This window comes from Microcella frigidaquae, from assembly GCF_014200395.1.
GTDB classification, from domain to species: Bacteria; Actinomycetota; Actinomycetes; order Actinomycetales; family Microbacteriaceae; genus Microcella; species Microcella frigidaquae.
In genome coordinates this window covers 2,420,733-2,445,624 of sequence record NZ_JACHBS010000001.1, presented here as the reverse complement: position 1 = coordinate 2,445,624, position 24,892 = coordinate 2,420,733, and the positions used below count along the sequence as shown (strand labels likewise).

Annotated in this window: 16 protein-coding genes; 2 read left to right on the top strand and 14 right to left on the bottom strand. The window is 72.4% G+C overall.

The window, feature by feature from the left end; all coding sequences use genetic code 11:
* Positions 1–10: 10 nt before the first annotated feature.
* The 4 genes from BJ959_RS11965 to BJ959_RS11950 all read right to left on the bottom strand — a co-directional run bounded on the left by BJ959_RS11965 (position 11) and on the right by BJ959_RS11950 (position 4,019).
* A complete protein-coding gene (locus BJ959_RS11965; protein ID WP_341799989.1) occupies positions 11–1,336 on the bottom strand; it encodes a M50 family metallopeptidase in 1,326 nt (441 codons plus the stop codon).
* Positions 1,337–1,387: 51 nt separating this feature from the next.
* A complete protein-coding gene (gene dxr / locus BJ959_RS11960; RefSeq protein WP_153982431.1) occupies positions 1,388–2,467 on the bottom strand; it encodes a 1-deoxy-D-xylulose-5-phosphate reductoisomerase in 1,080 nt (359 codons plus the stop codon).
* Between the two features lie 39 nt (positions 2,468–2,506).
* Positions 2,507–3,454 (bottom strand): FKBP-type peptidyl-prolyl cis-trans isomerase, encoded by a 948-nt coding sequence (locus BJ959_RS11955; RefSeq protein ID WP_165879014.1) that lies wholly within the window; start codon positions 3,452–3,454, stop codon positions 2,507–2,509.
* Between the two features lie 76 nt (positions 3,455–3,530).
* On the bottom strand, positions 3,531–4,019 hold the full coding sequence (locus BJ959_RS11950) for an OsmC family protein (protein ID WP_153982429.1): 489 nt from the start codon (positions 4,017–4,019) through the stop codon (positions 3,531–3,533).
* Between the two features lie 54 nt (positions 4,020–4,073).
* Between BJ959_RS11950 and BJ959_RS11945 the strand changes: the two genes are divergently transcribed.
* On the top strand, positions 4,074–5,081 hold the full coding sequence (locus BJ959_RS11945; RefSeq protein WP_153982428.1) for an asparaginase: 1,008 nt from the start codon (positions 4,074–4,076) through the stop codon (positions 5,079–5,081).
* A gap of 43 nt (positions 5,082–5,124) precedes the next feature.
* On the opposite strand, the gene BJ959_RS11940 is transcribed toward BJ959_RS11945, so the two are convergent.
* The 4 genes from BJ959_RS11940 to BJ959_RS11925 are packed head-to-tail and all read right to left on the bottom strand — an operon-like array spanning position 5,125 to position 9,295.
* On the bottom strand, positions 5,125–5,919 hold the full coding sequence (locus tag BJ959_RS11940; RefSeq protein ID WP_424960749.1) for an ABC transporter permease: 795 nt from the start codon (positions 5,917–5,919) through the stop codon (positions 5,125–5,127).
* Entirely contained in the window at positions 5,916–6,833 is a 918-nt protein-coding gene (locus BJ959_RS11935; protein WP_153982427.1) for an ABC transporter permease, read from the bottom strand. Before BJ959_RS11935 ends, BJ959_RS11940 begins: the two co-directional genes overlap by 4 nt.
* 3 nt (positions 6,834–6,836) lie before the next feature.
* Entirely contained in the window at positions 6,837–8,057 is a 1,221-nt protein-coding gene (locus BJ959_RS11930) for a polyamine ABC transporter ATP-binding protein (protein ID WP_153982426.1), read from the bottom strand.
* 29 nt (positions 8,058–8,086) lie between these two features.
* Positions 8,087–9,295, bottom strand: a complete 1,209-nt coding sequence (locus tag BJ959_RS11925; RefSeq protein WP_153982425.1) for an ABC transporter substrate-binding protein — start codon at positions 9,293–9,295, stop codon at positions 8,087–8,089.
* Positions 9,296–9,556: 261 nt separating this feature from the next.
* Between BJ959_RS11925 and ald the strand changes: the two genes are divergently transcribed.
* Positions 9,557–10,672: an alanine dehydrogenase gene (gene ald, locus BJ959_RS11920; protein WP_153982424.1), complete on the top strand. Its 1,116-nt coding sequence runs from the start codon at positions 9,557–9,559 to the stop codon at positions 10,670–10,672.
* On the opposite strand, the gene BJ959_RS11915 is transcribed toward ald, so the two are convergent.
* From BJ959_RS11915 to BJ959_RS11890, 6 genes are all read right to left on the bottom strand, one after another.
* Complete coding sequence (locus BJ959_RS11915; protein WP_153982423.1) at positions 10,669–13,305, bottom strand: FtsK/SpoIIIE domain-containing protein; 2,637 nt, start codon at positions 13,303–13,305, stop codon at positions 10,669–10,671. The two genes, ald and BJ959_RS11915, sit on opposite strands and share 4 nt — an antisense overlap.
* 151 nt (positions 13,306–13,456) lie before the next feature.
* Positions 13,457–14,314 carry an FHA domain-containing protein gene (locus BJ959_RS11910; protein ID WP_165879013.1) on the bottom strand — a complete coding sequence of 286 codons (858 nt, stop codon included), beginning with the start codon at positions 14,312–14,314 and terminating at the stop codon, positions 13,457–13,459.
* Entirely contained in the window at positions 14,311–16,623 is a 2,313-nt protein-coding gene (locus BJ959_RS13045) for a transglutaminaseTgpA domain-containing protein (protein ID WP_153982421.1), read from the bottom strand. The genes BJ959_RS11910 and BJ959_RS13045 overlap by 4 nt, the downstream gene beginning before the upstream one ends.
* Positions 16,620–18,032 carry a DUF58 domain-containing protein gene (locus tag BJ959_RS11900; protein ID WP_341799985.1) on the bottom strand — a complete coding sequence of 471 codons (1,413 nt, stop codon included), beginning with the start codon at positions 18,030–18,032 and terminating at the stop codon, positions 16,620–16,622. The genes BJ959_RS13045 and BJ959_RS11900 overlap by 4 nt, the downstream gene beginning before the upstream one ends.
* Positions 18,029–18,997 carry an AAA family ATPase gene (locus tag BJ959_RS11895; protein ID WP_153982420.1) on the bottom strand — a complete coding sequence of 323 codons (969 nt, stop codon included), beginning with the start codon at positions 18,995–18,997 and terminating at the stop codon, positions 18,029–18,031. The genes BJ959_RS11900 and BJ959_RS11895 overlap by 4 nt, the downstream gene beginning before the upstream one ends.
* Positions 18,994–24,888, bottom strand: a complete 5,895-nt coding sequence (locus BJ959_RS11890; protein ID WP_153982419.1) for an Ig-like domain-containing protein — start codon at positions 24,886–24,888, stop codon at positions 18,994–18,996. Before BJ959_RS11890 ends, BJ959_RS11895 begins: the two co-directional genes overlap by 4 nt.
* Positions 24,889–24,892 lie beyond the last annotated feature (4 nt).

Genomic DNA, 24,892 nt, shown 5'->3' with positions numbered 1-24,892 from the left:
AACGCGCGGGCTAGAACAGGGTGACCGGGTTGACGATGTCGGCGTAGATGAGCAGGGCGCTCATGAGGCCGAGCACGAGCACGACCGCGAGGGTCACCGGCACGAGCCGGGCGGTGTCGATCGGGCCCGGATCGGGCTTTCCGCGCACCTGGGCGAACCAGCGGCGCAGCGACTCCCACAGCGCCGCGGCCACGTGGCCGCCGTCGAGCGGCAGGAGCGGGATCAGGTTGAACACGAAGAGGGCGACGTTGAGAGAGGCGAGCAGCCCCGTGAGGAAGCCGATGCGCTCGACCACCGGGATCGTGTCGATGCTCGCGATCTCGCCGGCGATCCGCCCCACGCCAACGACGCTGATCGGACCGTTCGGGTCGCGCTCCTCCGGCCCGAAGGCCGCCTGCGCCACATCGATCATGCGCTGCGGCAGATTGATGATGATGCCGACCACGGCCGAGATGTTGTCGCCGACGGCGGGCAGCACGGCGGCCACCGGCTGCTGCACGGTCTCGTACGCGGGCGCGATGCCGACGAAGCCGACCTGCTCGGTGAGCGCCTCGCCGTCCGGGCCCTCCACGACGCGGCCGCGATCGTCGAGCACGTAGCGCTCCGTGAGCAGGGGCGTCAGGGCGGTCTCGACGGTGCGTCCATCGCGCTCGACCGTGAAGCCGAGGCTGTCACCGGCTGACGCGCGGATGGTCGTGAGCACGTCATCCCAGGTCTCGATCGGGGTGCCGCCGATCGCCACGATGCGGTCGCCGGGCTGCAGGCCCGCCTCCGCACCCGGGGCGGCCGGATCGCCGGGCGCGCACTCCTGCCGCTCGCTGGTGGCGGGCAGCACGCACTCGTTGACGCTGCCGAGGGTCGTCGACGGCTGCGCCACCCCGAAGCCCATCAGGACGACGGCGTACAGCACGACCGCGATGACGAGATTCATGAACGGCCCGCCGAGCATGATGATGATGCGCTTGCCCACCGGCAGCCGGTAGAACGTGCGGTGGTCCTCCCCCTCGGCGATCGTGTCGGCCGAGGCGCTGCGGGCATCCTGCACGAGGGTGTCGAAGAAGCCCGTCGATGCGGTGCGCGCCCGCTGCCCGGCGACCGGCGGGTACATGCCCGCCATCGAGATGTAGCCGCCCAGCGGAATCCACTTGAAGCCGTACTCGGTCTCGCCGCGACGCCACGACACGATCGTGCGGCCGAAGCCGATCATGAACTGGCCGACACGCACGCCGAACAGCTTCGCGGGCACGAAGTGCCCCAGCTCGTGCAGGGCGATCGAGACCACGAGGCCGATCACGACGACGAGGATGCCGACGATGTACAGCAGCACGGACTCCACGACGGGCACTCTAGCGATGTCAGCTAAGCGGACGCGATGAGCGCGCTGCGCCTATCGCGACGCGATGAGCGCGTCGGCCTCCCGGCGGGCCCAGGCCTCCGCCTCGAGGACGCCCTCGAGCGTCATGGGGTGCGGCTCGTGCCGGTCGACGACGGCGCGCACGGTGTCGACGATGTCGAGGTAGCCGATCGCCCCATCGTGGAAGGCGTGCACCGCCTGCTCGTTCGCGGCGTTGAACACGGCCGGGAACGTCGCCCCCGCCTCCCCCACGCTCTTCGCGAGGGCGACCGCGGGGAACGCCTCGTCATCGAGAGGGGCGAAGGTCCAGGTGGATGCGGTGCTCCAGTCGAGCGGAGCCCCCACGCCCGCCACCCGGTGCGGCCAGTCGAGCCCCAGGGAGATCGGCAGGCGCATGTCGGGCGGCGAGCACTGCGCGATCGTCGAGCCGTCGACGAACTCCACCATCGAGTGCACGATCGACTGCGGGTGCACCGTGACGTCGATGCGGTCGTACGGCACCCCGAACAGCAGGTGTGCCTCGATCACCTCGAGGCCCTTGTTGACGAGGGTCGACGAGTTGGTGGTGATCACCCGGCCCATGTCCCACGTCGGATGCGCGAGCGCCTCGGCGGGCGTCACCCCGGCCAGCTCGGCGCGGGTGCAGCCCCGGAACGGGCCCCCGCTCGCCGTCAGCACCAGGCGGCGAACCTCGGCGGGCGTCCCGGCGAGGAGCGCCTGCGCGATCGCCGAGTGCTCGCTGTCGACCGGCACGATCTGCCCGGGCGCGGCGAGGTCGGTCACGAGGGAGCCGCCGACGATGAGGCTCTCCTTGTTGGCGAGGGCGAGCGTGCGCCCCGCTTCCAGGGCGGCGAGCGTCGGCGCGAGCCCCACCGAGCCGGTGATGCCGTTGAGCACGACATCGCACGGCACGTCCCGGACCAGTTGCGCCGCATCCTCCGCTCCGAGCGCCACGTGCGCGACACCGTGCGCGCGCGCCTGCTCCTCCACGAGCTCGCGGTTGCGGCCGGCCGCGAGGCCGACGACGCGGAAGCGCTCCGGGTTCGCCGCGATCACCTCGAGGGCCTGCACGCCGATGGAGCCGGTGGAACCCAGGATGATGACGTCGCGCATGGTGTTCATCATGCCCGACCGAAGTCGGGCATCCGTCGCCTAGGAGACGATGTCGATGATGGTGACCAGGAAGAGGAGGTCCTGCCCACCGAGCGGGTGCGCCTCGGGGTCGGCGCCGTACGCGAGGTCGGCGGGGATCGACACCAGGAGGGTCGTGCCGACCTGCTGTCCGATGAGGCCGGCGGCGAAGCCCTGGATGACGCCGGTCACCGGGAACGTCGCGGGCTCACCCCCGAAGCTCTGGTCGAAGATCTCGCCGGTCTGCCAGCTGGTGCCCTGGTAGTCGACCAGCACCGTCGAGTCGGCACCGACCGTGTCGCCGTCGCCCTGCTCGAGCACGGCGAGCGAGAGCGCCTCCGGAGCGCCCTCGGCGGGCAGGGTCACGACGGGCGGAGTCTGGCCGAGGTCGACCTCGGGCACCCCGGTCGTCCACTCCTCGGGGGTCACCGGCTCGGGCTGCGCCTGGATCTCGATCACGTCGATGACGAAGACGAGCGACTCGGTGCCCGAGAGGTTGAGGGCGGGAACCCCTTCCTCGCCGAAGCCGTCCGAGGGCGGAACGACGATCGTCAGACGGCTGCCGGGCGTCGAGCAGGCGAGCGCCAGCGAGATGCCGGCGAACTGCTCGGCCTCGGTATCGATCGTGAACGTCGCCGGCGTCGCGCCGCCGAACCCCGTGGTCTCGATCTCGTCGCCCGACTCGCCGTTGTACAGCGAGTACTCGAACACGATGGTGTCGCCGTTGGCGGCGGCATCGCCCTCGCCCTCCTCGAGAACGGTACGCTGCGTCGACTCGGCCGTCAGCGGAGCGTCGAAGTCGATGACGGGCGCGCTGCCGAAGGCGCCGTCCACGGCGACCGCGTTCGACGCCTCACCGGGAGCGAGGCAGCCCTCGTTCACCGCGGGCGCGGACGGCACGCAGGCCGCGAGCGACACGAGCAGGGCGGCGCTGAGGCCGGTGGAGAGCAGAACGGAGCGACGACGCACGGGAGGATCCTCACGGTGGACTGAGCACGAAAGCTCCATCCTCCCACGCCCACCCTCGGTGCGGGCTCCGAGATCGCTAGCGATCGGCGATGAGGGTGGTCGGCTCGTGCCCGACGGGGAAGCTCACCGAGTTGGCGATGAAGCACAGCTCGCCCGCCCGGTGGTGGAGCGCCGCGGCCCGGCCCGCATCCTCGTCGGTGTGGTGCGCCGCCAGCGTCACGACCGGCCGCAGCGTCGCCTCGATCAGGCGGCCCCCATCGCCTTCCTGCTGCAGGGTGCCCGATGCGCTGTCGCGGTAGTCGACCACGACGATGCCGTTCACGGCGGCGACGTGCAGGTAGCTGAGCATGTGGCACTGCGCGAGGGCCGCGATGACGAGCTCCTCCGGGTTCCAGCGGTCGCGATCGCCCCGGAAGACGCGATCGCTCGAGCCCGCGATCTCATGCTGCTTGCCCTCGGCGGTGATGCGGTGGTCGCGGCCGTAGGAGCGGTAGGTCGCGGTGCCCTCACCGCGGTTGCCGGTCCACTGCACCTCCACGGCGTAGCCGTGCTGATCGTGCGGCATGCGGGCTCCTCCCCTCCAGGCCCGCGGGAGGGCCGGGAGTACACTCATCCCACCATGCCCAGCGCCCCGCCCGCATCCGCGCCGCGGCGCGAGCCCCGCCCGCTCGATGCCGACGGCTGCGTCGAGCTGGCCCGCATCGAGCGCTCGGGTCTCATCGAATCGCGGCACCTCGGAGCGGCAGCGGTCGTCGACCGTGACGGCACGGTGCTGCGCGCCGTGGGCGACATCGAGGCGACGACGTTCCCGCGCTCGGCGCTCAAGCCGCTGCAGGCGATCGCGATGCTTGAGCTCGGTGCGCGCTTCACGGATGCGGAGCTCGTGCTCGCCACGGCCAGCCATTGCGGCAGCCCCGAGCACCTGGCGGTCGTCGAGGGCATGCTGCGGGCCGACGGGCGCGACGCCGCGGCGCTGCAGTGCCCCGTGCAGGCCCCGCTCGGATTCGATGAGCGCGCCGCCCGCGCGGCCCAGGGCCTCGCGCCCACCCGGGTCACCCTGAACTGCTCGGGCAAGCACGCCGGCATGCTGCGCGCGAGCGACGCGGTCGGGGGCGACCCGGGGGCCTACCTCGATCTGGACCACCCGGTGCAGCGCCACGTCGTCGACGTCGTCGAGCGGTTCACCGGCGAGCCCGTGCACCTCTCCGGGTTCGACGGCTGCGCCGCGCCCCTGCACGCCACGAGCCTGCGCGCGCTCGCCCTGGCCACGGCCCGCGTCGCCGCGGGCACCACGCCGGAGGCCGCACGGTTCATGCAGGCGGTCGCCGCCGAGCCCTGGGCGATCGACGGCCGGGGCCGGGCCAACACGCTCACGATCGAGCGCCTGGGCGGCATCGCCAAACTGGGCGCCGAGGGTGTCGTCGTCATCGGCACGCCGAGCGGTGTCGCCGTCGCCGTGAAGGTGCTCGACGGCTCGATGCGCGCCACCACCCCGGTCGCGCTGGGCGTGCTGGCGCGCGTCGGCGCGATCGACGCGGATGCGGCGGCCGAGCTCATCGAGCGCACCAGCGAGCGCGTGCTCGCGGGCGACCGGCCCGTGGGATCGCTGCGCGTCAGCCTCGACTGAGGTTCAGCCGGGGCCGACGCGCAGCGCGCATCCGGACGCGGTGCTAGACGCTGGCCAGTCGGCGGCGGCGGATGCCGGCCGAGATCTGGGCGATCAGCACGAGGGCGATGGCCAGGAAGAACACGGCCGAGGCGATGACGTTCGCCTCCGCCGGGATCCCTCGGGCGGCCGCCGTGTAGATGTAGCTCGGGAACGTCACATCAGCACCGCGGTTGAAGTTGGTGATGATGAAGTCGTCGAAGCTGAGCGCGAACGACAGCAGCGCGGCCGCCACAATGCCGGGCAGAAGCATCGGGAAGGTGATCCGCCAGAACACCTGGACGGGGCTGGCGTAGAGGTCCCGACCGGCCTCCTCGAGCGCCGGGTTGAGGCTCACGACGCGCGAACGCACCGTGACCACCACGAAGCTCAGGCAGAACAGCGTGTGCGCGAGGATCACCGTGCCGATGCCCTTCGGAACACCCGCCTGCAGGAACTGCGCGGCCAGACCGGCGCCGAGCACGACCTCGGGGGTTGCCATCGGCAGGAAGATCAGCAGCGTCGTCGCGTTGCGGAACTTGAACCGGTACCGCACCAGCGCGATGGCGATCATCGTGCCGAGGGTGGTCGCGAGCACCGTCGCGGCGAGCCCGATGAGGAGGCTGTTGCCGAAGGCCTCGCACACGCCCTGGGCCTCGCACACCGTGAACCAGTTGTCGAGCGTGAAGCCGTTCCAGATGATGTTCGTGCGCCGCGAGTCGTTGAACGAGAACGCGACCGTGTAGGCGATCGGGATGAGCAGGAAGACGAACGCCATGATCGAGTACACCCAGATGGCGTACTTGCCAAAACCTTTCACAGCAGGTCCTCCGTTCCGCTGCGCTTCACGTAGGCCGCGACCAGCACCAGGATGAACGCCATCAGGATCAGCGACAGCGCCGCTGCGGCCGGGAAGTTCTGCAGCACCAGGAAGTTGGCCTCGATCACGTTGCCGATCATCGCCGTGTCGGTCGCACCGAGGAACTCGCGTGAGGCGTTGATGTAGTCACCCGCGGCCGGGATGAAGGTCAGCAGCGTGCCCGACATGACGCCCGCCGCCGAGAGCGGCAGGGTGACGGTGCGGAACGTGGTCGCCGGGCTGCCGTACAGGTCGTTGCTGGCCTCGAGCAGCCGCAGGTCGAGCGAGACGAGTGTCGCGTAGATCGGCAGCACCATGAACGGGATGAAGTTGTACGTCAGACCGAAGATGACCGAGAACGTCGTTCCCGTGATCGAGACGCCCGGCGGCAGAGCGCCGAGCGACGACAGGATGCCCGCCACGGGCCCTTCGACCGAGAAGATCTGCTTCCAGGCCAGCGTGCGGAGCAGGAAGGAGATGAAGAACGGCGCGATGACCAGCACCAGTGCGAGCGACTGGATGAGCGGGAACGGCCGCAGCGTGATGCCGATGAAGTACGCCAGCGGGAACCCGATGAGCAGTGCGAACAGCGTCGCCAGGGCGGCGTAGCCGGCCGAGCGGAGGGCGTGCGACCAATACTGCTCCATGACCGACACGTAGTTCTGCCAGTTGAAGGCGTTCACGTACTGCCCGAAGATCAACGGATCGGGCTCCTGGAGGCTCGTGATCACCAGCGAGATCAGCGGGGTGACGAAGAACAGGACCAGGTAGAAGATGCCCGGCAGCAGCAGGAACAGGGCGATCGGGCTCCGGCGGCGGGCGGCGGGTTCGACCGCCGGCGCCGAGGCCCCGCCCGCGAATGCGGTGAAGGCCATCGACTACGCCTCCTCGAGTTCCGCTTCGAGGTCCTTGCGCGTCTGCACGGCGATCATCGAGGTGTCGAGATCGGCGTGGAAGCGGGAGATCGGCTCGGCCTCCGCCTCATCGGCGAGACCGAACGCGTGGTCGACCGCCCAGCTCAGCCAGACGGTGTCGCCGTCGTGGTGCAGCGTCGAGATCGACGTGTTCTGCGCGAACACGCTGATCGCGCCCAGGTGCGGGATCGTCACCTCGTACTGGGTGCTGACGCCGCTGAATGAGACGTCGGTGATGCGGCCGGGGCCGACCACGGTGCGACCCGACTGCGGCTTCGGCTCGCTGTCGTGCAGCGTGACCTTCTCGGGGCGCACGCCGACCGTGACGCGACCGCTCGTGCGCTGCGCCCGCGTCGTCGGCACTTCGATCTTCGATCCGGCGGCGTCGATCACGATCGAGGTGCTGGAGCTGGAGATCACGTCGCCGGTGAAGAGGTTCGACTGGCCGAGGAACTTCGCCACGAACGCCGTGTGGGGCAGCTCGTAGAGGTCCTGCGGAGCACCCATCTGTTCGATGCGGCCCTTGTTCATGACGGCGACGGTGTCGGCCATGGTCATGGCCTCCTCCTGGTCGTGCGTCACATGCAGGAAGGTGAGACCGACCTCGCTCTGGATGTCCTTCAGCTCGACCTGCATCTGACGGCGCAGCTTCAGGTCGAGGGCTCCGAGCGGCTCGTCGAGCAGCAACAGCGCGGGTCGGTTGACCACGGCTCGGGCCAGCGCCACGCGCTGCTGCTGCCCGCCGGAGAGCTGCGTCGGCTTGCGCCCGGCGACATGGTCGAGCTCGACCAGCTGCAGGGCTTCGTGCGCGAGAGCATCCGCGTTCTGGATGCCACGCCGCTTCAGACCGAACGCGACGTTCTGCAGGATCGTCATGTGCGGGAAGAGGGCGTAGCTCTGGAACACCGTGTTGACGGGGCGCTGGTACGCCTTCGTCGCGGTGACGTCCTTGCCGCCGATCAGGATGCGGCCCGCGGTGGGCTCCTCCAGACCGGCGATCAGGCGGAGAGTGGTCGTCTTGCCGCAGCCCGACGGGCCGAGCAGCGCGAAGAACGACCCCGCGGGGATCGTCAGATCGAGCTCCTCGATCGCCGTGAAGCCGGGGAAGCGCTTGCTGATGCCGACCAGTTCAAGGTCGGCACCCGCCTCGGCGAACCCGCTCTTCGGAACCTCGTTGTTCGTCACCTCGGTGGTACTCCTTCAGATTGTGCGGATCAGGCGCCGAGCAGGATCGCCTGGAAGGCGGCCTGGTACTCGTTCTCCTCCTGGGCCGTGAGGCCGCGGAAGATGCGCGCCTGGGCGAGCGTCTCCTCGTTCGGGAAGATCAGCTGGTTCTCGGCGAGCTCGGGGTCGATCGCGATCGCGGCCTCCTTCGCGCCCTCGACCGGCGTGATGTAGTTCACCCACGCCGCGACCTCGGCCGCGACCTCGGGCTCGTAGTAGTAGTTGATCAGGGTCTCGGCGTTGGTCTTGCGCGTCGAGCCGATCGGGATGAGGAAGTTGTCGTTCCACAGCGTGGCGCCGCCCTCGGGGAGGACGAACTTCCACTTCTCGTAGCCGGCCTCGAAGTTGAGCAGCGTGATGTCGCCCGACCAGCAGATGGCGGCCAGGGTGTCGCCGTTCACGAGGTCCTCGGTGTACGCGTTGCCGCGAACGTTGCGGATCTGGCCCGACTCGACCTGGGTGCGGAAGATGTCGAGGGCAGCGTTGAACTCGTCGGCGGTGAAGTCGCCCGAGATGTCCACGCCGTTCTCGAGCATGATCACGCCGATGGTGTCGCGCATCTCGGAGAGCACGCCAACGCGGCCCGCGAGGTCGGGGCGCCACAGGTCGCTGACCGAGCGCACCTCGCCGGTCTCCTCGACGTTGTAGGCGATGCCGGCGAAGCCGCCCTGCCACGGCAGCGAGTGCACGCGGCCCGGGTCGAACTGCGGGTTCTGCAGGCTCGGCACGAGGTTGGCCGCGTTGGGGATGTTGGCCTTGTTGAGCTCCTGGGTGTAGCCGAGCTGGATCCAGCGGTTGACCATCCAGTCGGTGAGGCAGACGGTGTCAGCACCGATGTCCTGGCCGAGAGCGAGCTGGTCGCGCACCTTGGCGAAGTAGGAGTTGTTGTCGTCGACGTCGATCAGGTACGTGACCTCGATGCCGGTCTGCTCCTGGAAAGCGAGCAGCGTCGGGTAGTTGCCCTCGTCGTCCTCGTCGATGTAGAACGGCCAGTTCGCCCAGTTGAGCGTCGGGTCGTTCGCCGAGTTGTCCTCCGCCGGCGTGAGCTCGGTGGTGCCGCCGGGGGTGCAGGCGGCGAGCGCGAGAGCGGTCGCGCCGGCGCCGGTGCCGGCGAGCATCGCGCGACGCGACATCTGAGCACGCTTGGCCTGCGCGATGAGGCTGCGGATCATCGGGTCTTCGGGAAGGGGACGGTTCATGACGTGCTCCTTAGACGAGTGCCGGTACATCGGTGTCCGACCGCGCGGCGCGGTGCGGTGCGTCGATACTGTCACACCGGGCGGGCGCATCGCACCCTCAAACGGCTGTTTCGAGCATCCTGAAACACAAATGTCACGAAATCAGCACTCGATCGCAAAAAACGGTGCGGAATCCATTGCGGAAAGCCGCTACGCTGGGGGCGCAACGCAGCGCGGCGCGGCCTGAAGCCTCCGCGCGCTTCCCTTCGCGAGGAGACACTGATGAAGATCGCCGTTCCGGCCGAGATCAAGAACAACGAGTCGCGGGTCGCGATCACGCCGCCGGGCGTGCACGACCTCGTCGCGGCCGGCCATGAGGTGATCATCCAGTCCGGAGCGGGTGCCGCCTCGTCCATCTCGGATGACGACTACCGCGCCCAGGGCGCTCGAATCGTGTCCGACGCGGCCACGGCCTGGGGCGAGGCCGACATGGTGCTCAAGGTCAAGGAGCCCATCGCATCGGAGTACGGTCACTTCCGCGACGGCCTCGTGCTCTTCACCTACCTGCACCTCGCCGCCGAGAAGGAGCTCACCGAGGCTCTGCTCGCCAGCGGCGTCACCGGCATCGCGTACGAGACCGTGCAGCTGCCCTCGCGCGCCCTGCCGCTGCTGGCCCCGATGAGCGAGGTCGCGGGACGCCTGGCGCCGATCGTCGGTGCGACCGCCATGATGCGGCCGCACGGCGGCCCCGGCCTGCTCGTCTCCGGCGTGCCGGGCACCCACCCCGCCAACGTCGTCGTGCTCGGCGGCGGTGTCGCGGGCACCAGTGCGGTCGCCATGGCCGTCGGCATGGGGGCCCAGGTGACGGTGCTTGACACCAACATCCAGCGCCTGCGCGAGCTGGACGCGCTGTACAGCGGCCGCGTGAAGACCATCGCGTCGAACGGGTTCGAGATCGAGAAGGCGGCCGTGCAGGCCGACATGCTCATCGGCTCGGTGCTGATCCCCGGCGCGAAGGCGCCGAAGCTCGTCAGCAACGAGCTCGTCTCGCGCATGAAGCCGGGCAGTGTTCTCGTGGACATCGCCGTCGACCAGGGCGGCTGCTTCGCCGACACCCGGCCGACGACCCACGCGGAGCCGACCTTCGCCGTGCACAACAGCATCTTCTACTGCGTGGCCAACATGCCCGGCGCCGTGCCGTCGACCTCGACCTACGCGCTCACCAACGCGACCATGCCGTACGTGCGCGCGATCGCGAACCACGGCTGGCGCGACGCCCTCCGGGCCGACAGCGCTCTCGCCCTCGGCCTCAACACCCACGCCGGCGCGGTCACGAACGCCGGTGTCGCGGCGGCGCACGGCCTCGAGGCCGTCGCGGTCGCCGACGCGCTCGCCTAGCCGCCCGCGCGGTGCGGGTCGGCCGGCGACGGCAGGCCCGCACGTCGCGGCGGGGCACCGCCCGGCTCGATGAGCCAGCACTCCCCCCGTTCGCTCTCGATCGGGGGTGGACTGGCACGCACCCCGAGGAGGGCGCGCAGTTCGCCGGGAGTCACCCCGACGGCGAGCACCGGGCTGCGCCGCCGCAGCTGGGTGAGGGTCGCCCACGCGGCCTGCCACGTCTCGGGATCGCCCACGAGCAGACGCCCCGGGGCGCCGTCGGGAACCTCCGGTACCGCCCCGGTAGCCGCCATCAGCACCGCATGCGCGGGAAACGCTCGCCGCAGCGTGTCGAGGGCGCGTTCCGGCGCAGCGGCGATCACGACGGTGTCGCGGTCGTCCGGGGCGCTCCACGGCTCGGCGGCGCCCGGTTCCGACACGAGCGCGGCACGGGGAGCGACGACCTGCACCTGCCGGTCGCACCACCAGCCGCGGCCGGGAGGTGCCGACCGGTCGAACAGCCCGCGGGGTGCGCCGCTCAGGGCGTGATCCTCGGCGTCGAGTGCCCGCAGCAGCAGCCGAGCGGCGAACCGCGCGCCGAGCAGCGAACGGGATGCGGTGGCCGGGCCGACTGTCGCGGCGGCCCCTCCCCCGCGACCGCGAAGCGCTCGGACCGCGGAGTCCCACAGCGCCAGCAGCTCGGGGCCGCGCTCAGCGGCCGCGGCGACGAGGACATCGAGGTCGTCGGCCAGCAGGATCGGGCCGGGCGGGGTGACGGGCAGGGTGCCGGGCGGAGTTTCCGGCGGTGACGCCTCGGCTGCGGCGGCGATGCGCTCGAGCCGCTCCCAGGCGCCCGGGAGCGTGACCGGCAGCGCGATCACGGTGCGGCCCTCGGCGCGCGCCGCCTCGGCGAGGGCGGCGAGTGTCGACGAGCGACCGCTGCCGGGGCATCCGATCACCCCGAGTGGTCCGTCCTCGAGGGGACTCCAGGTGGCGACGAACCGACGGAGCTCGCCGGGATCGTCCCCGAGCCCGAAAGCGAGATCGCCCGCGGGAGGCGCGACCGTCTGCGGACCGTCGGCCACCGTGCGCGCCCGGGCACCGGCGTCGCGGGCCGACGCCAGGTCGTCCGCGCGCACCAGCGCCGGGAGCGGCGGCAGCCACGGCTCTGGATGGCCCGGGGCACCCGCCCAGCGCGCGGCCACCGCGGCGATGTCGTCGCCGTCGATGGCCGCGACCTGCACGGTGGTGTCGCCGCTCGGCCCGACCACCACCGCGCGCCCGGCTGGCGCGGTCGCGAGCGCTCGACCGAGGGCTCCCACGAAGGCGGCGCCGGCCGTCTCGGGCAGCCGGAACGCGACCCGCACAGCGCAGTTGGCCGCCACGGCATCGCGCACGGCGACCGCCGGATGCTGGGTGCCGAGCACCAGATGGACACCGAGCGACCGGCCGCGGGCCGAGAGGTCGGCGAAGGCTGCATGCAGCTCGGGCACGGTGTCGATGAGCGCCGCGAACTCGTCGACGAGCACCGCGAGGCGCGGCACGAGGTCGGGAGCCTGTGATGCGTCGCGAAGACCGTGCTCGACGAGCAGCCGCTCGCGCCGCCGCAGCTCGGCTCGCAGCCCGAGCAGCGTGCGCTCGGCGGCCAGCGGGTCGAGGTCAGTGACCAGGCCGACGGCGTGCGGCAGCCGGAGAAGGTCGGTGAAGGTGGCGCCGCCCTTGAAGTCGACGAACAGCAGCTGCAGCTGTGCGGGCGATCGGTCGGCGGCCCACCCGAGGGCGAGGGTGCGCAGGAACTCGCTCTTGCCGCTGCCGGTCGTGCCGCCGATGAGGAGGTGCGGACCGTCGCCCTCCGGATCGACCGTCACCGTCTCGAGGCCCTCGGGCCCCGCGCAGAGCCCGATCGGCACACCGCGCGCTGCCGTCTCGGAGGGAAGCTCACGCCAGGCGACCAGGGCCGGGAGGCTCACCGCACCGTCGCGCGCTCGGGCGGCGAGCGCGGCGCGTTCACGTGCGCTCGGCAGCTCGGGCCGGCCGACGAGCACCGCGCCGTCGGGGGTGACGACCTCGATGCGGAGCGCCGAGGGGACGCGGAGGACGGGACCCGAGAACGATGAGGGGTGCGACGCGGAGGCGCGGTGCACCCGCACCCCCGGCTCGAGGGCGAGCCACGCAGCCAGGGCGTCCACTGCCCGCCCGGAGCCGGACACCTCGACATCGCCGCGACCGATGAGGATCGGTCGGGCGGGGTTGACCCGTGCGCGCTCCAGCAGCCGCGCGAGCCGGTGCTCCGGCTCGCTGGTGCCGGCCAGCGTGATCGGCTCGGGCGCGATGCCGCTCGCGCGCGGGCCCATGCCGACGCGCAGCGGAGCATCCGTCTGGGGCACCGCCCCCGCACCGGGTCGAGGCGACCGCGCATCGTCGTCGCGCCGCTCGGCCGCGTGAGCCGCGTCGATGGCGGCAGCGAAGGCCGCGCACTCACGGTCGAATCGCTCGGCCTCCTCCCGCCGGTGACGGCGCGCGGCGCGGCGACCGTCGACCATCGTCGCGACCGCGATAATCGGGCTCAGCAGGGCGAACACGAGCACGAAGGCTGAGCCGGTGATGGCCCCGATGATCACCGCGCCGACGACGGGCATCACGACGGCGATCACCGGGAATCCGACGCGGGCGGGCGGGCGCGGGAGCGCGGGCGGAGGAGGCAATCGGGTCACGGGCCCAGAACAGCAGACGGGATGCTCAGGGCGGTCCCGCGCGCGGGGAGCGAGCATCCCCTCGCCGAGATCGAGCCCTGGGGAGGGGTGCTCAGCTGACGACGACGAACTGCTCGCCGATGTCGATGCGCGTGCCGCGGACGACCGGGTAGCGGTTGCCGGGCGTGCACGGGCGCGGCTCGGCGCCCGGCTCGCGGATCACCGTGCCGTTGCCGGAGTGGCGGTCGGCCACCCAGAACGTGCCGGCCTCCTGCCCGAACTCGAAGTGCGTCTTCGACACCGAGCGGCCCGGGTCGACGATGGTCACCAGGTGGTCCACGTACTCGCCAGGCTCGGGGCGGGGGTTGCGACCGGCGAGCCCGGAGCCGAGCACCGTGTAGCTCTCGCCGGTGCTGAACTGCAGCACGAAGCGGGCACCGCCCGTGCCGCGCGGCACGAGGCGCGTTCTCTCGTCGTCGATAGCGGGGGCGGCGACGGCGACGGCGGGGGCGGCGGCGGCGGGCGCGGGCGGCACGCTCGGCGCCTCCGACATGGCGGCGACGGTCGACGAAGCGGGCGGGATTGCCGGAAGAGGAGCGGTCGGCAGTAGTGACGGCAGCGGGGCCAGCGCCGGGATGCGCTCGATGATCCGCGTCTGCGCGGAGAGCGAGGAACCGCACTCGGCGCAGTAGAGGTCGTCGGGCTCGGGCACGAGTCCGCACGAGGTGCAGGGAGCGACCCTGGCGGGCTCCGTCGCGGGCTCGGAGTCCCGCGAGAGCCGCAGCTCCGGCTCCGGTTCGGGACCAATCTCGGGCGCGGCCGCGGCGACCGCGTCGACGAGCGGCAGGGCGGGTGCGTCCACGACTGCGGCGCCGGGCACGACGCTCGGACGCGCGGCGACCGACCGGCCGCACTCGCCGCAGAACAGGGCGAAGGCGGGCAGAGCCGCGCCGCAGTGCTCGCACGTCACCGTCGTCGCCCCCCCGTCGTCCGTCCGCGGCCAGGATACCGTCGCAGCGACGTCATCGAGACGGCGGCCCGCCAGCGCTCCCGGCGGTTGCGCCCCTCCGCGAGGGATGCCCGCAGCGCGTCCGCCGCCTCCCACACGCGCTCGGCCTCGTGCTCGGAGGGCGGCTCGGGGGCGTAGACAGCACGATCGGTGACGCGCGCGAGCACGAGCGCGCTCGGCCGCCCGATCGCCTGGGCAGCCTCGGTGCGGGTGGCGGCCACCGGCAGCTCGACGCCGTAGTCGCGGGCCTGGTCGGTGACGTCGTGCCATCCGCCGAGGATGCGCAGCGCGGGGTCGGCGGCCGTCCGACGGCGCCGCCGCCGATGGAGCTTCGCCGCGACGATGCCGAGGAACGGCGCGGCGAGGAGGGCCGCGACCAGGAGGACGACGCCGAGCACACGGAGCACCGCGAGCACCGCCTGCCAGAAGGGGTCGAGGCCGGTGTCGTCGCGCGCCTCGATCTCCGGCGGGGCGAGCTCCTCGAGCGGTGGGGCGTCGTCGACCGGCGGCTGCACCGCGTTCTGCGGCCGGGAGACCGGCACCGGGTCGTCGGGCTCGGTCGGGGGCAGCTCGCGACGCTGGGGGGCCACATCGACCGCGACCCATCCCTCGGCGGTCGCGACCTCGACCCAGGCCGTGCGGTCGCTCTCGAGGAGCGTCGTCGTCGCGGCGCCCGGCAGCGGGCCGAACCCGATGATGACGCGGGAGGGGAAGCCGAGCTCACGGGCGAGCAGCGCGCCTGCGGCCGCGAACTGCTCGGCATCGCCGATCATGAGCGGCGCCGAGAACAGCTCGTCGAGGCGGTCGAGCGAGTGCCCCGACCGGCTCGGCGCCTCGTCCTCGGCGATGCCGTGGCTGAGGTAGCCCTGCTCGCGCAGGCTGGTGAGGGCGCGCTCGAGGCGAGCCCCCTCCCCCTCGATGCCGGCCGTGACGCCGTCGAGCCACTCCCGGAGAGCATCCGGAACCGCGGTGATGGCCGGAACGGCCTCGGCACCCGGCACGGCACGCGAGAGCGGCGTCGCGGGGTTCGTCGGAATGACCGCGTCGACGGTGTAGCGCACACCGGTCGGGGGCCCGCCGACGAAGGCGGCCGTACCAGTGGTGGCATTCAGCACGAAGCGGTCGCGCAGGTCGGCGGCGCTCTCTCCGGAGAATGCGATGGACTCGAGCTCGCCGACGGTCGGCAGCCATACGCCGCTCGGACGGCGGAGCTCGATCTCGACGCGGACCCGGTCGCCAGGCACGGCCGCGAGATCACGGCGGGTGGGGATGCGCACAAAGCTGCCCGAGGGGCTGTCGACCCGGTCGCTGCCGACGGCGAAGACGGTGCCGTCGTAGCTGTCGAGCGCGGCGACCCGCAGCCGCGATCCCTCGGGCGCGCCAGCGATCACCACGGCGGTGAGGTCCGCGACCTCCGTCGCGAATGAGGCGCGGTAGGCGCCGAGCGGGCTCGGCTGCGCCAGTGGATCGAAGGGCGGGTCGACGAGGCTCCGCAGCACCGTGCGGTCGCCGGGCGGCGGCACGACGGCGACGAGAGCGGCGCCCGCGGCGCCGGCCACGAGCAGCAGCGTCGTGGCCGCGGCGAGGGCGCGCGCGCCGGTGCGGCCCGCATCGGCGCGGCCCGCGTCGCCGACCGCGGCGGCGCGGCGATGCCGCCGCCACACGGCCTGCCAGAGCAGCAGTGTCGTGGCGAGCGCGATGGTCGTGCTGATCGGCAGCGCGGCCGTCTCGGGCCCGAGGGCGATGGCGAGCAGGAATCCGGCGAGCGGGACGAGCGCGGCGAGCTCCCCGCGCTTCAGCCGCAGGGCGAGCGCGAGGGTGGCGAGCGGACCACCGAGCAGGAGCACCAGTGCGGGCACGAGGAGCGCCTGGTAGGCGCCGACGGGGAGGTCGATGGTGATCAGCTGCCGCCAGCCGAGGGCCACGCCGGCGACGAGGTCGAGCAGTCCGCCCGGCTCGGGCAGCACGCCGTACACGGTGCGGCCGGGCACGGCGAGCGGCACCCCGACGACGAGGGTGGCCGCGACGGCGGCGGCGAGCATCCCGATTGATGGCCAGCGCAGCAGCACCCCGGTGAGCGCGATGCCGATGCCCAGCGGGATCGCGACGGCGGCGAGCACCACGAAGGCGACGTCGCGGTAGATGGACCACAGCACCACGGCGATGATGGCCCAGCTGAGCGCCGTCGCCGCCGTGGCGGTCACGGTGATGGCGCGCGGAGGCGCGACCGGCGGCGTGCGGCGGGGCCGCGGGCGGCGGGATGCGCTCACCACGTCTCCTCCCCCCGCATGGCTCGCCGCAGCTCGCTGAGCGAGCCGATGGTCAGCACGGTGAAGCCGCCCAGCCGGCGTCGGCCGGGGATGGCACCGGGGTCGCACTGCAGCGCGACGACGGCCACCGAGGGAGGGAACGCGCTCGCGGCGGAGCGCAGCCGCGACGCGGTCACGGTCGAGCCGACGACGAGGAAGGCGATGGAGACGCCGCGGGCGTCGTCGCCGGCAAGGCGCGCGACGTCGAGGATGCCGAGCGCCGCAGGACTGTGCTCGACGACGGCGAGGTCGTCGAGCAACCGGGTAGGGGTCAGGGTGGCGAGCGGGCGCAGGGCCACGACAGCGCGCTTCGCGAACTCGGGGGTGACGGCGCTGACGACCACCGAGACGTCGCGACCGTCGCGGATCGCGCGGCTGCCGAGGCTGCCCGTGACGCTGACCGCGAGCTCGAACTCGGCGTCGGAGCCGAAGTCGATGCTGGCGACGCTGAGTGCGACGATCAGGTGGCTGCGACGGGTCTCCTCGAACTGGCGCACCATGTAGGTGCCGGTCTTGGCGGTCGACTTCCAGTGGATGTGCCGGCGGTCATCACCGGGCACGTACTCGCGCAGGGCGTGGAAGGCGATGTCGGCGGGCGTGAGATCGCGGGTCGGCTGCCCGTCGAGGTCGCGCAGGAGGCCGCTCGAGGTGGAGGGGATGTCGATGGTGCGCGGGTGCACGATGAGCTCGAGGGCGTCGGTGAACTGGAGCTCGCGGCGCACGAGCCCGACCGGGTCGGCCCGCACCGAGCGCACCGGCCCGAGCGCGAGCCGGCCCCGGCGCGCGGTCGGGATGGTCAGCTCGCGATCGAGCTCGCCCTTCGCGGGCAGGCCGGGGATGCTCACCGGCACGATCTCGCTGCCGACCGGCACGTCGGCGACGAGGCTGAAGGTGCGCCGGCCCGCGGGATTGCGCACGTGCAGCATGGCGGTCGCGGGGTCGCCGACCGCGACGCGGCTGGCGGGCGGCACGAGCTCGGCGACGATGCGGGTGCGGCCGATCAGGTAGAGGGCCGCGACGACGGCGAGGGTGGCGCCCAGCGCCCCGAGAACGATCAGCTCGCTCCAGCCCCAGGCGTAGCCGGCGAGAAGCGCCAGGGGCGCGCCGGCCGCGATCGTCCAGCCAAGGGGGGTGACGACGCCGGAGACCGTCGAGAGGCCCCGCGCGAGAGCTGCCCGGAGGCCGCGGCCGAGACGCACAGCGGCGACGATTGCGTCGGCCAGCCATCCAGTGCGCTCCCCGACGATGCGGGTGCGCGCCGTTGTGACGGTCGAGCCGATCGTCGTCTCGTCGATGGCGCGCCGGGCGCGGTGATCGCTGCCGCCGGGCGGTGCGGTACCCGACGACATCGAGGGCGGGATGCTCGTCACACAGCGATCCGCTCGCTCGGGGGCGGCGTCTCGACCACGAGCTGCGCGACCACGCTCGTCGTCGTCACGCCGTCGAACTCCGATTCGGGGTCGAGCACGAGACGGTGGGCGAGCACCGGCTCGGCGAGCGCCTTCACGTCGTCGGGCACGACGTAGTGCCGGCCCTGCAGCGTCGCGAAGGTCTTCGCGCAGCGGATCAGCGCCAGGGCGCCGCGCACGCTCGCGCCCATGCGCACGTCGACGTGGGTCCGCGTGGCTTCGACCAGGCGCGCGACGTAGTCGGTGATCACCGGGTCGACGTGCACCGTGCGGGCCAGCGCGATCATGTCGCGCACCGTGTCGAGCTCGACGACGGGCTCGAGCACCTCGGCGCGGGGGCCGACGGCGCCCTCGAGGATCCGCACGGTGGCCGCGTGATCGGGGTAGCCGATGGCGGTCTTCATGAGGAACCGGTCGAGCTGGGCCTCCGGCAGCCGGTAGGTTCCGGCCTGCTCGATGGGGTTCTGCGTCGCGATGACGAGGAAGGGTGCGGTGACGGGGTGGGTCACGCCGTCGACCGTGACGTGCCCCTCCTCCATCACCTCCAGCAGGGCCGACTGAGTCTTGGGGCTCGCGCGGTTGATCTCGTCGGCGAGCACCACGGTTGCGAAGACCGGCCCGGGGTGGAACTCGAAGGTGCCCGACCGCTGGTCGTAGACCGTCATGCCGGTGATGTCGCCGGGCAGCAGGTCTGGGGTGAACTGCACGCGCGTCGTGGTGCCGCGGATGCTCTGCGCGAGCGCCCGGGCGAGCGAGGTCTTTCCCGTCCCGGGCACGTCCTCCAGCAGCAGGTGGCCCTCGCTGAGCATCGCGGTGAGCCCGAGCCGGATCACGTAGGCCTTGCCGAGCAGCACGCGCTCGACGTTCTCGACGATGCGGTCGGCGATGCCACTGAACCCGGTGGCCTGTTCGGCGGTCATGGTCATGGTCGGTACTCCCGGGTGTAGGTGGTGCTGTTGACGGAGACGGTGACGGCGAGCCTCGGGTCGTCGCCGGGCGCGGCGGTGATGAGGCAGGTCGGGCCGGTCGGGCTGTCGATCGGGTCGCCGCCCAGGCAGACCTGCTCGACCGCGGAGTAGGCGCCGACCGCGAGCGGCGTCCAAGTGATCTCGACGGTGCGGGTGTCGGGAACCTCACCGGTCACCACGAAGGTCGGCTGCAGGTCGATGCGCACGGCGACCCCGAGCGCGAACGGCTCCGACCACGGCCCGCAGAGCAGCTGCTCGTACTGGCGGCAGGCGCGCACCTCGACCTGGAGGCTGCGACCGTAGTGGCTGGTGCCCGCGGTCAGCAGGGTCGGCAGTGCCGCGGGCGCCGACTCGGCCGGGTCGACCTGGTCGCCGATCAACCGGTACTGCACCGAGTCCGCACCGCCCGCGACGGTCACCGCATCGAGGCGGAGATCCCACAGGCCCTCGCCGTTGGGCACCGAGTCGACGACATCGATGGCTGTGATGGCGGGCGGGCGCTCGCGCGGGGTGGCGGTCAGCTCGACGCTGGCGGTGCATCCCTGCCCGTTGTAGGCGTACACGACCACGCGGTACGTGATGTCGGCGGTGAGGCCGCCGATGACCGTCGAGGTCGACGAGCCGGGCACCGTCGTCACGCCGGGCGGCGGGGTGTGCTCGGGGGCGCCGTCGGCGACGCCGGTCACGGTGCAGGCCGGAGCCGTTCCCGAGTCCGCGACCCAGACGTAGAAGCTCTGCAGGGGCCGGCCGTTGGCGCCGAAGGCTCCCGCCCAGTTCACCGAGACGGTGCCGCCGCCCCCGGCGTCGGCCGTCGAACCGAGAGCAGTCGGTGCGGCGAGCGCGAGCGGGGCGCCCGCGGGCACGCCCGTCGTCGTGGCGGTGTTCCAGGTCGTCAGCGGGTCGAAGGCATCATTGCGCGGGCTGACGCCGACGCTGTACGAGGTGCCGTTGGCGAGCGCCCCGGCGTCGACCACCGCGACCCAGTAGGTCGTGCCGACCGGGTCGTCGGCGGGAACGCTGATGGTGCGGACGACGGGGCCGACGGTCACCCGGTAGCTGCGGATCGGCGAGGCGGCAGAGTCCTGCGCCGGCTTGGTCCAGCCGATGCGGAGACCGCGGTCGAGCGGGGTCACACCCAGAATCGTCGGAGCGGGCGGCACGAGATCGCTCCAGGCGGCCTCGGCGAGGGTGGTGGCCGCAGAGGGCCCCTGGGCGTTGACGGCGACGACGGCGATGCGCACGCGGTTGTCGGGTCCGTTACCGGCCGTGGGCACGGTGCAGGGCGATCCGGGGCAGGAGGTGGTGGCGGTGACGCCGTCGGCGACGCGGGTCGTGGTCACCTCGAACCGCTCGATCGGGGCGTTGTTGGCCGGGCCGGGCGACCAAGCGACGGTCAGGCTGCGGTTGGCGAAAGCCTGCACCCGCAGGTTCGTGACCGGGTCGGGGACGTCCTGCACCGAAATGCGCACCGCGCCCCAGACGCGGCGCTCGGGATCGTCGGTGGCATCGGCCACCTGGTACTCGAGGTTGGTGTCGAGCGGCTCGGCGCTCGGGGAGACCGTGACGAGCAGGGTCTGACCGTCGGCGCTGGGCACGATGGTCACCCCCGCCGGCAGGTCAGCGCTGTCGAGGCCGCGCACCGCCACGACCCGCAGCGGTTGGCCCGGGAACGGGTTGGCCGCCTGGTCGTTCTCGAGCACGCGCACCGTCGTGGTCTCCCCCCGGGGCGCGATCACGACGTCGGGGGCGGGCCGGGCGAGCGGCCGGGTCGACGGCACGACGGTGACCTGGATGCGGCCGGGCGTTCCCTGGGCGGCGTCGTCGCGCACGCCAAGTGTCACCCCGGTCGTCGTGCCCCGCGGCGTACTCTCGAGGACGCGCACGCGCAGGGTCTGCCCGCTGAGCTCGACCTCGAGCCCCGGCGAGGCCGGGTCGACGATCGTGTACGCGAGCTCGTCCACGTCGTCGGGGTACGGGTAGGAGGTGACGCGGACGAGGTCGAGCACGCGCTCCTGACCGGGTTCGAGCTCGAGGGCGGCCCCGATCAGCACGGGCGGCTGGTTCTTGCGCGGGGTGACCTCGATCGGCAGCACGATGGTCGCCACCCGGCCCGCCGGATCATCGGGGGTCGCGCCGTCTGTGACCTCGAAGGTCAGGGATGCGGGCCCGAAGTACAAGTCGGCGGAGGTGAAGCGGAGCGTGTCGTCGTCGACGACGAGCGGCTCACCGTTCGACTGGCTGGCACTGACGCGCGCGGTGTCGGTGAGCCGCACCGGTGTCCCGCCCACCGCGACGACGTAGTCGTTGATGTCGATGGTCACGGTCTCCTCGCTGACCACCTGGATGCGCGGAGCGCGCCGGTCGAGCTGCGGCAGCGCATCGTCCGTGCCCGGCACCCAGATGAAGGCCGTGGACCGCACCGCGGGGTCGGCCGGGTGGACCACCTGGAAGGGGATGATCTGGCGCTGCTCGCCCACCTGCACCCGCACCCGGCCGTCGGGCTGGATGCGGGCCCCCGACTCGTATCCGGGCACCAGCTCGAGACCGAGGTCGCTCACCTCGCCCTCCGCGAAGAACACCCGCGCGAGCACGTCGACGTCGAGCTCGTCGCGATCGAGGATGTCGGTGAGCGAGAGCACGGTGTCGCGGGCGACGGGCGGGGCGAGCGGAGCATCCGTTCGCACCGTGACGGTGATGAAGGCCTGCGACGCCCCGGCGAGCGCGTTCTCGATCGTGTAGACGAGCCCGTACTGACCGGGCACCGCGGGCGGGATGACGCGCACGTACCGACCGTCGACGATCTCGGCGGTGAGGCCATCGGTGTTGGGCTCGACCGCGGTGACGATCAGGTCGGAGCCGTCGGGGTCGGTGTCGTTGTCGAGCACCGGGACGAGAACGGTGAACCCTGGACGGATGAGCACCTGGTCGTCGTTCGCGACGGGGTTGCGCGCGCCATCGAGCCGCGGGCTGATGCCGACGCGCACCACGCCGGAGGCCCGCGCTCCGAGCGCGTCGACCACGGTGTAGCGGAACTCGTCGGTACCGGCCGCGTAGCTGCCTGCCTGGTAGTCGATGGAGTCGAGCCCGGTGTCGACGACGATGCCCCGCTGCGGCGCGACCTCCTGGCCGATCACCTGCACCGAGTCTCCGTCCGGGTCCATCCCCTCGACCGGGATGCGGATGCGGACGGTGTCGCCGGCGATGACCCGGGCCGTCACCGTGCGGGTGATCGGCGCCTGATTGGTGGCCTCGTCGACCTCGCGCACGCTGATGCGCACGCTCGCCTGGGCGCGCTGCTCCCCGAGCGGTCCGAGCACCTCGTAGACGGCCGTGAAGTCGCCGGGCTGGTCCGGCGCCAGGTAGCGCAGGCGGTCACCGGCGACGAAGAGCAGACCCGACTCGCCCGTGAGCCCCTGCACGAGCGCGGGGGCGAGTGTGATCGGCTCGTCATCGGGGTGCTCGTCGTTGGCGAGGACGGGGATGCTCACCGCGTCGCCCACGCGCACCGTGATCGCATCGTCCACGGCGACGGGCGGCTGCAGCCGCTGCGGGCGCGGGATCTCGATGACCGTGATCTGCCCCGTCGACTCGGCGAGGCCGTTGCTGATGCGGTAGCTGACGGTCTGGGGGCCGTCGAGCGGCCGGGTGAGCGTGATGCGGATGTCGCGCTGCTCGAGCACCTCCGCGCGGATCCCGCTGCCGGCTCCCAGGCCGACGACCCCGGTCACGACGAGCACACCCCCGCCCGGGTCGATATCGACCGTCGCCACCGAGACGGTCGCGCTGCTCAGAGTGCGGACGAACGCAGTCTTCGGCACGGTGATCGGGGCGGACCCGGCGGCGGGTGGCGCTGCGACATCCACACGGATGAGGCCGGTCGCGGTGGTCGCGCCATCGGTCACCACGTACTCCAGGTAGTGGGTCCGGACCTCCTCGCTCACGAACCGGAACACGCCGCGGTCGAACGCGGGAGTGATCGTCACGCCGGGCTTCTCGGGGACGGCGCTGAGGCGGATCGGCCCCGAACCGCCCCGCACGTGGACGAGGGGCTCGACGCGCACCTCCTGGCCGGCGTAGGCGAGCACGACGAAGGGCTCCGCGATGATCGGCGCCTGGCCGGCGGGCCGCACGGTGACAGCCAGCTCGCCGATGCCGCTCGCCCGTCCATCGGTGACCGTCAGCGCGACGATGCGGAGCTCGCCGACCCCGCCCGCCTCGGCCACCGTGACGCGACCGTCGGGTCGGAACGTGACGACGTCAGGCGGCGGGATGCTCGCGGCCTGGAGGTAGATCGGGTCGCCGTCGGGGTCGACCCACTCCCCGAGCACCGCGGCCGTGGTCGAGGAACCCACGGCGACGGTCGTGCGGCTCGGGCGCACCTGCACGGGCGGCCCGTTCTCCCCGGCGGCGCGCACGGCGACCCGCACGACGGCGGTGTCGGAGCCGCCGCGGCCGTCGGTGATCGTGTACTCGAACGCGATCTCGCCACGGGCGGCACTCGTCAGGGTCAGCTGAACCTGCTGCGACTGCCCGATCAGGTCGATGCGCCCGATCTCGGGGTCGAGCGGTGTGGTCTCGGCGATGACGAGCACATCGCCGTTCGGATCGGTGTCGTTGAGCAGCACGGGCAGCACGCTCGCGCGACCCGGGCGCGCGCCGAACACGTCGTCGACGGCGACCGGGGGCTGCTGCACCCGCTCGACCTCGGGTGGGGTGTCGAGCTGATCGAGCTGCTCCTCGCGCTGGTCCTCCTCCTCGCTGATGAGGTCGTCCCAGTTGTCGATCAGCCGGCCGTCCTCCTGCACGGCCCAGGCCGCTCCCCCGCGCCGGTCATTGAGCACGACGCGATCGTCGCGCACCGAGAAGGTGAGCTCCGCGGCCGCCGCGACCTGTGCGAGCGGCAGCTCGCGCACCTCCTCGGCGCAGCGGCGCCAGCCGACGCCGTCGGTCCAGGCGGCGAAGGCGCAGGCGCCGACGACCACGGGTGCGGCGGCGGATCCCTGACGACCGGTGACCAGCTCGGTGATTCGACCACCGTCGAGGGCGACGGCGACCAGGCCTCCCCGGTGCGCGACGAGCAGCTCCGGGCTGCTCGCGCTCGGGGCCGCCAAGCGCGGCTCCCCACCCGCGGCGATCACCCCCGAGAGGTCGATCGTGCCGCTCTCGGTGTGCAGCAGCCGGGTATCGGCATCGAGCACGGCCCAGCGGTCGCCGGCCACCGAGATCTGCAGCGCGGCATCCGTCTCGACGGGGATGCTCCACGTCTGCTCGACCGCGAGCGAGAGTGCGGGGTCGAAGCGGTAGACCTCGCCGAGCCCGGGTGACACGGCGACGACCCCGTACCCGTCGAGCGCGGCGATCGCGCTGTCGGGACCGAACTGGAAGGCGGCGACGCCCGCCGGGTCGAAGTCGGCCAGCAGGGCGCGCGGGGTGACCCAGGTCTCGCCCGTTCCGCCGCTGTGCACGACGGCGCTCTGCCCGGCGAGCAGCAGGGTGGGAGCATCCGGCGGCAGCGGCACCGACTCGACCACCTCGGAGCGCGCCGTGTCGACGACCTCGGCCGTGGCATTGGCAGCGTCGACCACGACGACATCGGAACCCTGCTGGACCACCGAGAGCTGCGAGCCCTCGCCGGGGATCACGGCGTCGAGCTGACCGACCTGCAGGTTCGCCCGGCCGACCGCCTGGCGCTCGCCGCTGACGACCCACACCGAACCGTCGTTGAGCTCGAGGCGCTGCGACTCGAAGCCCGGGTAGACGACGGCGACCGTCACGACCACCGCGGCGACCACCGTCGCGCCGAGAGCGGTCGTGACCGTGGAGCGGTGGCGCGCGAGCCAGTGGCGCATCAGT

What these genes read in the sequence shown, in the direction of transcription:
- dxr (WP_153982431.1), bottom strand. Translation starts at nt 2,467, where the DNA reads ATGCGCGACGTCATCATCCTGGGTTCCACCGGCTCCATCGGCGTGCAG.
- BJ959_RS11950 (WP_153982429.1), bottom strand. Translation starts at nt 4,019, where the DNA reads ATGCCGCACGATCAGCACGGCTACGCCGTGGAGGTGCAGTGGACCGGC.
- BJ959_RS11945 (WP_153982428.1), top strand. Translation starts at nt 4,074, where the DNA reads ATGCCCAGCGCCCCGCCCGCATCCGCGCCGCGGCGCGAGCCCCGCCCG.
- BJ959_RS11935 (WP_153982427.1), bottom strand. Translation starts at nt 6,833, where the DNA reads ATGGCCTTCACCGCATTCGCGGGCGGGGCCTCGGCGCCGGCGGTCGAA.
- BJ959_RS11925 (WP_153982425.1), bottom strand. Translation starts at nt 9,295, where the DNA reads ATGAACCGTCCCCTTCCCGAAGACCCGATGATCCGCAGCCTCATCGCG.
- ald (WP_153982424.1), top strand. Translation starts at nt 9,557, where the DNA reads ATGAAGATCGCCGTTCCGGCCGAGATCAAGAACAACGAGTCGCGGGTC.
- BJ959_RS11895 (WP_153982420.1), bottom strand. Translation starts at nt 18,997, where the DNA reads ATGACCATGACCGCCGAACAGGCCACCGGGTTCAGTGGCATCGCCGAC.
- BJ959_RS11890 (WP_153982419.1), bottom strand. Translation starts at nt 24,888, where the DNA reads ATGCGCCACTGGCTCGCGCGCCACCGCTCCACGGTCACGACCGCTCTC.